Annotated in this window: 8 protein-coding genes, 1 pseudogene and 1 CRISPR repeat array; of the genes and pseudogenes, 8 read left to right on the forward strand and 1 reads right to left on the reverse strand. The window is 38.6% G+C overall.

Annotated elements, in window-relative coordinates:
- Positions 1-435, reverse strand: a pseudogene (locus tag C7Y66_RS27400) (transcriptional regulator); the annotation flags it as partial.
- Between the two features lie 599 nt (positions 436-1034).
- On the opposite strand from C7Y66_RS27400, the gene C7Y66_RS27405 reads away from it, so the two are divergent.
- The 8 genes from C7Y66_RS27405 to cas2 are packed head-to-tail and all read left to right on the forward strand — an operon-like array spanning position 1035 to position 10336.
- Entirely contained in the window at positions 1035-3143 is a 2109-nt protein-coding gene (locus C7Y66_RS27405; RefSeq protein ID WP_233222881.1) for a hypothetical protein, read from the forward strand.
- A gap of 2 nt (positions 3144-3145) precedes the next feature.
- Positions 3146-4021 (forward strand): hypothetical protein, encoded by an 876-nt coding sequence (locus C7Y66_RS27410; protein WP_106548001.1) that lies wholly within the window; start codon positions 3146-3148, stop codon positions 4019-4021.
- 3 nt (positions 4022-4024) lie between these two features.
- Entirely contained in the window at positions 4025-4852 is an 828-nt protein-coding gene (locus C7Y66_RS27415; protein WP_106548002.1) for a hypothetical protein, read from the forward strand.
- Positions 4845-7526 carry a CRISPR-associated helicase Cas3' gene (cas3, locus tag C7Y66_RS27420; protein ID WP_106548003.1) on the forward strand — a complete coding sequence of 894 codons (2682 nt, stop codon included), beginning with the start codon at positions 4845-4847 and terminating at the stop codon, positions 7524-7526. Before C7Y66_RS27415 ends, cas3 begins: the two co-directional genes overlap by 8 nt.
- A 10-nt stretch (positions 7527-7536) precedes the next feature.
- Positions 7537-8400: a CRISPR-associated endoribonuclease Cas6 gene (gene cas6, locus C7Y66_RS27425; RefSeq protein WP_106548004.1), complete on the forward strand. Its 864-nt coding sequence runs from the start codon at positions 7537-7539 to the stop codon at positions 8398-8400.
- Positions 8387-8980: a CRISPR-associated protein Cas4 gene (gene cas4 / locus C7Y66_RS27430; RefSeq protein WP_106548005.1), complete on the forward strand. Its 594-nt coding sequence runs from the start codon at positions 8387-8389 to the stop codon at positions 8978-8980. Before cas6 ends, cas4 begins: the two co-directional genes overlap by 14 nt.
- A 42-nt stretch (positions 8981-9022) precedes the next feature.
- Positions 9023-10027 carry a type I-D CRISPR-associated endonuclease Cas1d gene (cas1d, locus tag C7Y66_RS27435; protein ID WP_106548006.1) on the forward strand — a complete coding sequence of 335 codons (1005 nt, stop codon included), beginning with the start codon at positions 9023-9025 and terminating at the stop codon, positions 10025-10027.
- Positions 10028-10048: 21 nt separating this feature from the next.
- Positions 10049-10336: a CRISPR-associated endonuclease Cas2 gene (cas2, locus tag C7Y66_RS27440; protein ID WP_106548007.1), complete on the forward strand. Its 288-nt coding sequence runs from the start codon at positions 10049-10051 to the stop codon at positions 10334-10336.
- 212 nt (positions 10337-10548) lie between these two features.
- Positions 10549-12637: direct repeats of the CRISPR family, unit length 37 nt; unit sequence GTTGAAATTTAATTAACGCCCTATTAGGGATTGAAAC.
- Positions 12638-12715 lie beyond the last annotated feature (78 nt).

Genomic DNA, 12715 nt, shown 5'->3' on the forward strand with positions numbered 1-12715 from the left:
ATAGCGCACGGTGTACTGTAGTTCTTCACCTTGGGAATTTTCATAAAACAAATAAAACGGTTGTTGCTTTTGTCTGTACTCATCAATTTGACTTCGCCATGCTTGTAAGAGTTTACTTGCCTGTTTGAGCAATGATTGGCGGATTGATGCGTCAAGGTTTCCTCGCTCTAATAAAAGTGTAAGTATAGTTTGAGATTCGCCAATTCGACCTGCATCGTTAAGCGCTTTGATAGCCTGCCGCAAGGCGTTGACTTGGTTAGAGTCAAGCGTGAAGGGCTTTCCCACCTCTACAGCGTGTTGGGCGATCGCCACGATTAAGCCCGAAATACTGGGGTCTTTGCCCCAAAGAATATTGAGGCGACGGGCGATCGCTTCTAGTTGTTCCTTGGTTCCTGGCGGAATTGACAGTGTAATCGTGTCTTTTTTTCGAGGCATTTACAAAATGTAGTTGCACTTTGAAAAATGTTGTGTCATTATTTTTAGTGTAAATGCAAATGCTCGATACGTGAGTCAATGTAATGACAAAAAAGGAGACATTGAAACAGTTGTCTGCTCCCACACTCAGAAATTGCATCAACTAAATGAATCAAATGACTGACACTAATCAAATCAGAATTCTGATTAGCGCCTTGGCTAGTGGTGTCGTATTAGTCCAGAAGTCTGCTCTGATGATGGCATTAGCAAGTCGATCGGAAGCAGTAACAATCGCTGCACAGTTTGACTCTCCCCGACTCAAGCGAGAGTTGAACTTAGCAAAACCCAATCAAACCACAAAAGTATCGCTAGAGCTTGAGTTTGAAGCAAACCGAGTCATTTATCAAAGTCAAGAAATTGGCAAAATTCAGATTCTCTACAAACCTCCTTTACCTGGTGAGTTGCAAGCAAGATTAAGTACTGAAAGTGCAATTGACCGATTTTTAGAATACTTGCAAAAGCTATATCAAATTGTTGTACTTGATGAAAGCGATCGCCATGTGAGAGTTTTCATTCCCAATCAGCAAATACCCAGCTTTGTAGAACTTTGGCAAGAATTTTTGCAAGAAATAGCTTTTTCTGCCTATGGAGATACTAAACATCAATTACCAGGGTTAGTGCAGACTTTCATTCAAATGCTAAATTCTGTAACCCTCTCTGGACGGGGATTTAGTACTTTAGATGTCCCAATTTTGACTAACGAGCAATCTAATGTATTAGCTGCTTGGTATTTTGCAGTAGTGCGAGATGTCGGAGAACGTCAAAATAACCGCCAAAAACAGATCTATCTATTAGAAAAAGAGCTTGCAGAATTTGATTTAGATGACAAAACGCGCAGAGCTAAAACAAAAGAGCTACAAGATAAGCTAGCGATGCAAGACAAGGAAACTCTGAAATATACTGAGTATTTTCGCAAGTCTTTTGGTAGAAGCTTAGAGGAACAAAATGCAGCTTTGCAAGAGCTGAGACAACTCGAAACTCGATTACTCCAACCAAGTTTAACTAAAGTAGAACAGCGGAAATTACAAAAGCAACAAGGAAAACTAAAAGAAACACTAATTTTCTCTCAAGGATCTACTCAGCAAAAATTGGAATTATTCAAGCAGTCTGAAGGCGATCCATTCAAATTTGTTCGGCTAGATGAGCAACAAAATCCAGATAAATTTAAGCAAATTTATAAAATTGCTAAAAACTTTACAAAAATTGCTACTGACCAAATTAACTCAACTCGTGGCGATATCTTTACTCAATGTATTCGTGAAATGTATCGCTTGTTAGAAACCGAGCCAAATAACTCACTACCACAACCGCTACTAACAGAAGAACCGATTTTAGGAGAAATGCGATCGCCCGGAGATGATAGTAAAGAATTTTGCTATTCATGTGGAATTAAACTCGATCCTAAAAATGCACGCTGGCAAGTTTTGAGATTTATGTTTGAGCGTCCTTCTCAACGTCGTCAGTCAGCGTCGAGTGAAGGTAGACCTCACATTTGTGCTTCCTGTTCAGCCTTAGCTTTTGCTTCACCTCTGAAAGTGACAGATGAAAGTATTATTTTACAGCTTAAGTCTCTTAGTGGCAGTACAATTTCTGAGTTAAAAATAAAAGACTATCTCAGAATGCTAACAAATAAAGAGATGCATTTGAGTGCGGGTCGCTATTTAATTTTAAGTTCGGAGCGTACAAATACAGGAGAAATTGCTTCTCAAAAAATGGGACAAGTGCAGTATGCACTGGCTAAAGCTGCTTCAATCTTTCCTGTAGAAGTTTTAGCAGATTTTGAATTTTGGCTGATTACCCAAGGTAGCCAAAAAATTCTACTAGCCAATAGACATTTAATTCTTATCAAAGGTTTAATGGATAGCTACGGTCAGTCAATTATCAACGCTGACAAAGATGTCAATATGACCATCCTCGGCAAGAGAAGACCCAAACCGCGCAAGCGTCCGCTACAGTCAATTATCAACGCTGACAAAGATGTCAATATGACCTTGGGTGATGCTATACGCTACATTCAACAGGATTTACCTTATTTGGCAGATTATATACTGGCAAAACCTACAAACTACTCAAATGTCGTTGAGACAGAAAAAAACCGCAAAAAATATTGGGAGATGATTAGAGAAAGCACTATGAACAAAGAACGTCAACTATGGCAAAAAGCAACTTTGTACGAGGATGTTGCTGCTTTAACTGGCTTAACTTATGCCTTCGCTCAATCATTCAAAAGAATTGCAAGTGAGTGCTTATCAAAGGAAGATGCGGAGCGCGAATTGAGTAAACTTATCGAAAAGGTTGAAGATGGTCATGCATTTTTTTACTTTTTCTGTGATTACTATAAACCGTTTGAAGAGGTAAATAGAACTATAACAAAAGTACAATTTTATCGAAATCCAGATTGTAGCTTTATCTATGACCGTTTGAAAGAGTTACTAGCAAAAATAGAGGTATCTATTTCTGAGAGAGAAGAAATAGATAAAGAAACTCAACAAGCAAGGCTAAACATATTTGCAGAAGATATAACAAGAGTTTACGACCATTTCATTCATAAGAAAGAGTATCTTGCAGAAAAGGATTGGAAAAACTTAACTTACAATCTCAAACTTTCTCTTTACACTCGGTTCCCTGAACTACTAACCAAAGCAAAAACTAAGAGTGAGAAAAAATAATTATGGCAACTGGACTTCCTAAAACTAGCGATGCACGCCTGCACTTTGATATTTATGCCATTCTCGAAGGCTCTCAAGAACTTTATCTCGGTCATGAAGTACAGGTGAATATTAACTTGGTTGAGACAGTAAAACTAACAACCAAAGATGGACTCTCTTTAGAAAAATGCTACATTTCCCCAACAAAACGACGTGGTGTTGAACGACGTAGTTTAATTTGGTCGCCTGTCCGCACTGGTGAATTGCTAGGAGATAAACTTAAGTGTGGCATACCTGAAACCTGCGCTTTACCTACTTGTCCTATTTGCTCAACTTACGGCGGTTTAATAGCAGGTAAAAAAACTTTAATTGGTCGAGTTACACATGGTGGAGGTGTAGCAGTACAGGATATTTATCCCGTAGATAAACAACGAGCGATGCATCCAGCAATTATTTCCAATAATTTATCTAAAAAGGAAGAAAAACCTACTCCCTTTAAACGTCAGTACAACCAACCAGGTATTCTTTATCCAGTAACTAATCACGCATTGAGTATCACAGACGCAGAGTTTGCTTCTATAGCTTATGCTTTTCTAGATTGTTTGCCACGTATAGGTTCTGGAAATCCAAAAGGAATAGCGATCGCAGAAACTTCCGAACAAATGCCTCTTCTAGTTGTGGATAGATACCTCGTTCCCAGAGGAAAGCGTCCGGTGATTTCTCCATCAATTACTAACCCACAAGAGGCTATTGATGATTTTCTTCGCTTTGCTAGAAGTCCAGAAACAAACAGCGATCAAATTCAACTTCCACATTTTGAACGTTGGATAGGAGATGCTGCACTAGAGAAATTACAAGAGTATTCTGCCTTGTTTGTTGACACTGTATTGCAGGCATAATTTATGTACTGTGTCGAACTGAAAATTCAACCTACAGCAGCGATGACCTTTCGCGTTTTGCCTGGGTCAATTCTTAACATCGCTACTTATCCCTTCGTTCCTCCAACAACTTTATCTGGCTTCTTGCGACGGCTAGGCATGATGTCTGTTGGGTTGGAAATTCCAGAAACTCGCATTAACAGCGATAACCCGCCAGTTTATGCCTTACCTCCGCATTATTTAGCTTTAGGCGCGTATCCAGCCAAAGGAACGTGGAGTGCCGTTCATCGTACCAATCGCCAAGGGATGCGAGAGTTTAACCATGATGCCTTTTCTAGAATTTATCAAGATGGCGAAAAAGCGAATTTTCAGTTGCATACTTGGGAATATTTCATAGCTGAAGAACTGACTGGTTATGTATTAGCTGATTCTCGAAATGGATTAGAGTATTTTCAAGAATTAGTAGGTTACGGCTGTAAGCTTGGTAAAGAAGGATTTGCGATTGTCTCAGAAGTTTCAGAAATCGTGAATTTACATCAAGAAACCGCTGCTAAATATCCTTCAACAATTGTACCAATGGAAGCTCTGTTACAAAGTCAGCAGTTTGTAAGCGGGTGCGATATTTACAACATGTATCGTTACAAATGGGCAAGGGATACAAGTTATCAATCAGAACAAGAAGGTTTTTTAGATAATCGAGTAACCAAAATTGAAGGATTTATTCCTTTTGTTACCGCCTATTTTACACAAGACACAGGAAATCCTCCGACTCTGGAATATTTCACAGATGGAAATGAAATTAATATTCCTATTTCGCTGGTTAACTTGCTGAGAGGTGAAGCATATGTCTAAAGCACATCGTCAATATTCATTTAAGTTTGGTCGAGTATTCTTTCCTGGTGAAGCACAGCCAATTCCTAGCGAAATTCGTTTTCAACCTCTGGGAAATCATGTTGGTAATGTGATGGCTTTAGTTAAGAAATGGAGCAAAAGAGATTTTCCATCAGAGTCTTCTTTTGCAAGAGTTTTAGAAGCAGCACAGATTCACGATATAGGTAAACCTCAAAGATTTGAGATTCAAGCGAAAATTACGAAAACGAGTAAATTTAAGGAGTATACTTACTCATTTAGAGGACATCGTTACTTAGCTAAAAGTGACAAAAATGCTTGGGCTGAGGCTTTAGCAATCGGGCATCATGATTTTTCGGTAGAAGATATATGTAGCCAAGCATACAAACTAAAAAAAGAACAAAAATATGCTGATATTTTGACTAAAGAACCGCTAGCTTACGCCCGCGAACTATATATTCTGGAAATGTGCGATCAGATAGAAGCTGAGTTAGCCTGTAGAGTTTTTGGCGATGGGAACCAGGCAGATTCTCGCGCCTTTATGGACTTTACAATTGCACCGGATGAATTAGACGACACAAAATATTTTATCGAGCCTTGGATCTTTGAAGGTTTACAACCTATAGAACTAACTTTCAAGTCTTGGGTCATGCAGTCTAATGAAATTGATAAAGATGGAGAATTAAAAAAATGTATTCAAGATGGTAGAGAAGAAGCTATTGGTAAAATACTAGATCGTATAGTAAAAACCTGGTGGCAATTTCATCAAGGTAACCCACAAGAATCAATTACTAAAACAATAACGATTCAGCCTTATAACTCTAGCATTCAAGCTAAAATTTGGACGGTAGAAGACTTTTATCAAAAGTTGGGAGGTTTTAAGCCTAACCCAATGCAAAAGGAAATGTTTGAAAAAATATATAATTCTCATGAAGACCAACATCCTGCCATTTTATTGAAGTCTTCTACTGGTTCGGGGAAATTCGAGTCAATTCTATTTCCAGCCCTAGCATCAAGTTATCGTTTAATTTTACCTCTGCCCGCTCGTAGTTTATTGGAAGACCAAAAACAAAGAACTGAAGACTATCTAAAAAAATTTTCTAAACTACATCCAAATAGAGAATTTTCTTTAGTTGTAGATACAGGAGCGCAAATGTATCGCCAAATCTACAAAAATGGAGAAGAAAGAAAATTTCGTACATCCAATTCTAGACGACATTTATACAAGGGTGATGTTATTCTCACGACTATAGATAAATTCCTTTATCGCTACTTTGCTTTTGGAGATAAGCAAAAGTCATTCATTTTTCCTTTAAGAATTAATCAAGAGAAGACACTTATCTGTTTTGATGAAGCTCATAGTTATGATGAAATTTCATTTACAAACTTTAACAGTTTAGTGAAATCGTTATATGAAACTGGACGTTCTATTGTGCTTATGACAGCTACAATGCCAAGCGAGTATTTAAAATGTTTTGATTATCTAGAACAAATAGATTACATTGAAAATTGGGAAAAATACCATGCACTGCAAAAATTTCAAGAGCAAATATTAAAACAGGATTATCCCAACAAAAAAAGCTTTGAATGGATTAATAGTATTAAACGAGATTCAGAACATCCAGAAGCTTATCAAAATGAATATACTCAAATCATTCTAAGAGAATGGCAGACTGAATCTAAACAAAAACTAATTGTAGTTGTTGAAAGGGTTCAAGATGCAGTCGAGATTTATCAGAAAGTAAAAAGTAGCCTAAATTTTAGCGATCGCTCGTCAGAACGATTTTTATTTCTCTATCATGGTAGAATTGCCGACCAACTGCGACCAAATATTTATGCTGAAATTCAAAAACGAGATTCCAGTAATCAACCTTATCTTCTGATTACAACTAGTGCTATAGAAGTTGGTTGCGATCTAAATGCTAAAGTACTGATTTCTGAAATTTGTCCTCCAGAAAACTTAATTCAACGCGCGGGAAGATGCAACCGCAAAGGTAATATACATAATGCTAAAGTGATAGCGATCGGTAATTCAATTCCTAAATTCTCCAATAGCTTAGATGAAACTGGCTGGCAAATCTACCAAAAAACTTTAGAATCATTTTCAGAGTTTAATGCTCAAAAAATTAGTGAATGTATCTCTGTTTCTGAACAAGTTGATGATTATCGAGTCATCGAACTATTTTCCATGCTGCATGATTATGTTTATGAGGCAGATTTAACTTGTAAACATGCCCATGAAAAAGGATTGATTGTTACTCGTAGTTGGACACCTTCAGCAACATTGATTTATAAAGATGGCAGTGAAAATTCACATAAAATAAATGTACCTGTCGATCGCCTAATAAAGAATGATGAAAATGATTTTGCTAATACTTATGTATTGGAGCGTTATTACGATCGAGAAACTACACGCTTTGATGAAAGAGAATTAGGCTGGGGTTGTGCTTATTCTAAGGATATAGTAATTGAAATTCACAAAAATCAGGAAGGTGCTGAAATATATGATGGAAAGCGTGAATACTCATATAATCCAGAATTAGGATTTGTGGAATTGCCAGGTATTTTTATTAAACTCAGATCGACGAATTGTGATGAAAAATTACTTTGCAAACACACCGATCGCAAGTCAGCAATTATTACATATACAAAAGCATTGAAAACAAAGTCAGATTAGATTTAATATCATGCCTCACAGCCTCGTCCTCAACCTCATTCCGCAATCTCTTATCTACCCTGAATTTCTCACTGGCAGACATCTCCACGCCTTATTCCTCACCCTCATTAGTTCTGTCGATAAAACCTTGGGAAACTACCTGCATCAATCCAATGCAGATAAAGCTTTCACCCTCTCACCCCTGCAAATACAACGACAGCACAAACATCACCATACCTTACAATTTGGTCATCAAAAACCCATTCCCGCAGGTACTCCCTGCTGGTGGCGTATTTCCCTACTCGATGACACTCTATTTAGCAAATTAACCCCACTGTGGCTGAATCTTAACCCAAAACACCCTTGGCATTTAGGTTCCGCAGACTTGTATATTACCAGTATTCTCGGTACTCCCCAATCGATGCAACCTTGGGCAAATGCTTGCACCTATACCCAACTATACGAACAAGCTAGCGATCGCGATCGCACTCTTAGCTTCACTCTCACTACGCCTGTATCCTTTCGTCAAGGTGAATACGATACGATTCTTCCCGTCAAAGAATGCGTTTTCAACAGTCTTATAGGACGTTGGCATAAATATAGTGGAATTGAATTTACTAATATCTCCTTTGACTCAATTTATCCAAGTTCTGTCAAGATTCAAACGGAAGTAATTAGCAATTATAATAGTAAGTTTATTGGCTGTGTTGGTGAAATTAGCTATCGCATTCTTGGAGATGTCGAACCAATAGTAATTAAGCAAATTAATGCTTTAGCTGACTTTGCTTTATATACGGGTGTAGGACGTAAAACAACAATGGGTATGGGCATGGTACGCCGTCTGTCAACAATTGATTCGCGTTCTTCAAATATGAAAAATCATGGACGATCTTGAATATATTCCTATCGCTGCATTAAATCAATATGCCTACTGTCCGCACCGCTGCTGGCGAATGTTTTGTGCAGGGGAATTTATCGATAACCAATACACAATTGAAGGAACGAGTTTACACGATCGCGTTCATACGTTAGGAGAAGGAAGTCGAGAAGAAACTCGGCAAATTCGAGCAATTTGGCTGAAGTCCGAACGATACAAATTAATTGGAAAATCTGACTTAATTGAAGTAGAAAACGGTCAATGGTATCCAGTGGAATACAAGCGAGGACGTAAAGGCGAATGGGATAACGACGAACTGCAAGTCTGCGCCCAAGCTTTGTGTTTAGAAGAAATGACTGGACAATCCATTAGTAATGGCTATATTTACTATGCTCATTCGCACCAACGTCAACTAGTAGAAATTACTAACCAATTGCGTCAAAGTGCGATCGCAACTATTCAAGCCGTTCAAACATTGCTAATGACAGGAGAGATACCAAAGGCTATTAAAACAAAACGCTGTGATGGATGTAGCTTATTTTCACGCTGCTTGCCTGGTGCTGTAGATAAGGTTGGACGCTATCAAGAAGCTAAGTAAGTTTAGTTATGTTCATGTACTTTATCGACTAGAAATGCAATTATGGGTACGGTTTATATCACTCAAGAAAATGCTTTTATTGGCAAAGCAGATGAACGGCTTCATGTCAAATTTGATAAAAAAACAATTTTAGATGTGCCGCTAATTAAAATAGATGGTGTTGTAGTTATGGGACGTGCTACCGTTTCACCAGCGGCGATTTCCGAACTACTCGAACGCCATATACCTCTGACTTTTCTGACAGAAACAGGTCGTTATTTAGGTAGATTGGAGCCAGAAGTTAGTAAAAACATTTTTGTTCGCAAGGCACAATGGCAAGCAGCTGGTGAGTCAGTCCAAGCAATTCATGTAGTTCAAGGTTTTGTGCGCGGTAAGCTAAAAAACTACCGAAATCTACTTATCCGTCGCCAACGGGAATTTCCAGACTTAGATTTATCAGCATATATTACACGTTTAGAGCAGGCGATCGCACCGATTGACACGACTAACAGTATTAACTCGCTGCGCGGTTTGGAGGGTGCTGGTAGTGCGGCTTATTTCAACTGCTTCCATCAACTGATTCGGGCTACAGAATTTACTTTTACCACGCGCCGCCGCCGTCCGCCGACTGACCCAGTTAATTCTTTACTCAGCTTTGGCTACTCATTATTGCGGCATGATATACAAGGGGCGATCGATATTGTTGGGTTCGATCCATATTTAGGATATCTACACTGTGAACGTTATGGTAGACCAGCGCTAGCATTGGATTTAATGGAAGAGTTTCGTCCCTTGATAGTAGATGCAGTCGTGTTATCTGCTTTGAATAAGCGACTTTTGACACCCGCAGAATTTGTGACGGAACCGTTAAGTCATGCGGTATCTCTGACTGCGGAAGGGCGAAAAACATTCTTGCGCTTATACGCGCAGAAGAAGCAATCTGAGTTCAAGCACCCAGTTCTAGGACGTAAATGTAGTTACCAAGAAGCATTTGAACTACAAGCACGGTTACTAGCGAAATACTTAATGGGTGAAAGTAAGAAATATCCACCGTTGATTTTGAAGTAGGCGTGAGGGGAGAAAATCACCATGAATGTTGTTATTTCTTACGATATCTCCGAAGATAAGCGCCGTACCAAAATCCATAACATTCTTAAGTCTTACGGGCAATGGGTGCAGTACAGCGTGTTTGAATGCCAGTTGAGTGATACTCAATATGCTAAATTACGTTGGCGTTTAAATAAGTTAATTAAGCCGGATACTGATAGTATTCGATTTTATTTTCTATGCGCCTGCTGTTTTGGTAAAGTTGAGCGTATTGGTGGTGAACCAGTTTATGATGACACTATTTTCTTTGCTGAATGCGCGGATGGGTAGGTGTTGGTACAGAGAGTTTGAAAAAAATGCTGGCGATCGGCGCGATACAGTAGTTTACAGGAATAATAGCTGATAACCTACCGCGCTCCTTGCTACGTCTATGTTTTCACAATTTGTACTTTGCATTAACCAGCTTTTGTGATGCTATTATTGCTTTATCCGCGCTCTCGAACCTTGAAAACTAAATATGGCTTAGTTTTCAGGCTCCCGCCGTTGAAATTTAATTAACGCCCTATTAGGGATTGAAACATGACACAAGCACAACCTTTTGATGGCAGAGAGAGAGTTGAAATTTAATTAACGCCCTATTAGGGATTGAAACTCGATGATGGGAAAGCTAATCACAAGTGCATCTACGTTGAAATTTAATTAACGCCCTATTAGGGATTGAAACAACAGTACGGACTTAATTTTGTAGAGACTGAAGAGAGTTGAAATTTAATTAACGCCCTATTAGGGATTGAAACAAACCTCGAACAAACGCGAGAGTTTGATTACAAGGTTGAAATTTAATTAACGCCCTATTAGGGATTGAAACGCCATCGAGCTGTACGAGCGACTGCTACATCTCGAGTTGAAATTTAATTAACGCCCTATTAGGGATTGAAACTGCTAAAGAGTGGCAAGAGGGAGAGCTGACCACGGTTGAAGAGTTGAAATTTAATTAACGCCCTATTAGGGATTGAAACAAATATGGCAAGCTACTAGCAGCACCAGCAGAAGGGTTGAAATTTAATTAACGCCCTATTAGGGATTGAAACTGCTACTTTTCGCCCTTTTACTTGTTGCGATCTATAGTTGAAATTTAATTAACGCCCTATTAGGGATTGAAACATTTTTATAGAATCATCGGTGATACTGCTATTTATTGTTGAAATTTAATTAACGCCCTATTAGGGATTGAAACTTAACTACATAACGGGCGAGCAGATCTACGACGGCGCGTTGAAATTTAATTAACGCCCTATTAGGGATTGAAACGCATTCCACGGGGATTCTGTTTTCTAAGCGGTAGTATTTAGGTTGAAATTTAATTAACGCCCTATTAGGGATTGAAACAAAAGTACCAGCGCTGAGGATGCATTGGTGGAATGTTGAAATTTAATTAACGCCCTATTAGGGATTGAAACCTCAAGGGAACGAAAACCTATCGCTGCAAGCTGGTGTTGAAATTTAATTAACGCCCTATTAGGGATTGAAACGAGTGGTTGCAGCGGGTGCAATTATCCGTATGGCAAGTTGAAATTTAATTAACGCCCTATTAGGGATTGAAACGTTTAAATTGCGATACACGCGAACTTGCTTACCGAGTTGAAATTTAATTAACGCCCTATTAGGGATTGAAACAAAATAAATTTTCCTGATGGCGATACCCAGGCGAGTTGAAATTTAATTAACGCCCTATTAGGGATTGAAACAACGCCTCAAATCATGGCATATCTTTTAGGCGCAAAAGTTGAAATTTAATTAACGCCCTATTAGGGATTGAAACTTTTGTATATATAAGTATCCGTGCTTAATAAGCAGTTGAAATTTAATTAACGCCCTATTAGGGATTGAAACACGTATAGAGCTAGTACGTTTTCACACGCAATTTCGTTGAAATTTAATTAACGCCCTATTAGGGATTGAAACCGATCAATGCGATTTATTCTTTGAATTACTGGTTGTTGAAATTTAATTAACGCCCTATTAGGGATTGAAACCAAATGTCTCCCGACTACTTAGCAGGTGGGGCTAAGCGTTGAAATTTAATTAACGCCCTATTAGGGATTGAAACTTCGCATTAATTCTGACTGCAATGGCGCTGCCAATATGTTGAAATTTAATTAACGCCCTATTAGGGATTGAAACGGTACGATCGCTGTCTTTCGATGAATCCAAGTGCTGTTGAAATTTAATTAACGCCCTATTAGGGATTGAAACCATGCATTCATAGTAGGAACTGTATCTACCGATATGTTGAAATTTAATTAACGCCCTATTAGGGATTGAAACCATAATTCGCTCTAGCACGTCGAGAAACAGTGCCATTGCGGGTTGAAATTTAATTAACGCCCTATTAGGGATTGAAACTAGCGCAGCCTCTATTCGTTACTGGATAAGCATTTCAAGGTTGAAATTTAATTAACGCCCTATTAGGGATTGAAACAATCGAATATTTGATTTACGAGCAATAGCACCTCGTTGAAGTTGAAATTTAATTAACGCCCTATTAGGGATTGAAACTGAGCGATCGCAGGCGATTCATCCACCCAGCCAAAGTTGAAATTTAATTAACGCCCTATTAGGGATTGAAACGTGGTAGTGCAATTTTGTAAAGGATAGAGGAAAATAGCCAGGAGTTGAATTTTTCCCCAAATAGTCAGGCATGAAACC

Source organism: Chroococcidiopsis sp. CCALA 051 (assembly GCF_003015105.1).
Lineage (GTDB): Bacteria > Cyanobacteriota > Cyanobacteriia > Cyanobacteriales > Chroococcidiopsidaceae > Chroococcidiopsis > Chroococcidiopsis thermalis.

Excerpts from the sequence above, each read along its gene's own strand:
- C7Y66_RS27410 (WP_106548001.1), top strand. The coding sequence starts at position 3,146 with ATGGCAACTGGACTTCCTAAAACTAGCGATGCACGCCTGCACTTTGAT.
- C7Y66_RS27415 (WP_106548002.1), top strand. The coding sequence starts at position 4,025 with ATGTACTGTGTCGAACTGAAAATTCAACCTACAGCAGCGATGACCTTT.
- cas3 (WP_106548003.1), top strand. The coding sequence starts at position 4,845 with ATGTCTAAAGCACATCGTCAATATTCATTTAAGTTTGGTCGAGTATTC.
- cas6 (WP_106548004.1), top strand. The coding sequence starts at position 7,537 with ATGCCTCACAGCCTCGTCCTCAACCTCATTCCGCAATCTCTTATCTAC.
- cas4 (WP_106548005.1), top strand. The coding sequence starts at position 8,387 with ATGGACGATCTTGAATATATTCCTATCGCTGCATTAAATCAATATGCC.
- cas1d (WP_106548006.1), top strand. The coding sequence starts at position 9,023 with ATGGGTACGGTTTATATCACTCAAGAAAATGCTTTTATTGGCAAAGCA.
- cas2 (WP_106548007.1), top strand. The coding sequence starts at position 10,049 with ATGAATGTTGTTATTTCTTACGATATCTCCGAAGATAAGCGCCGTACC.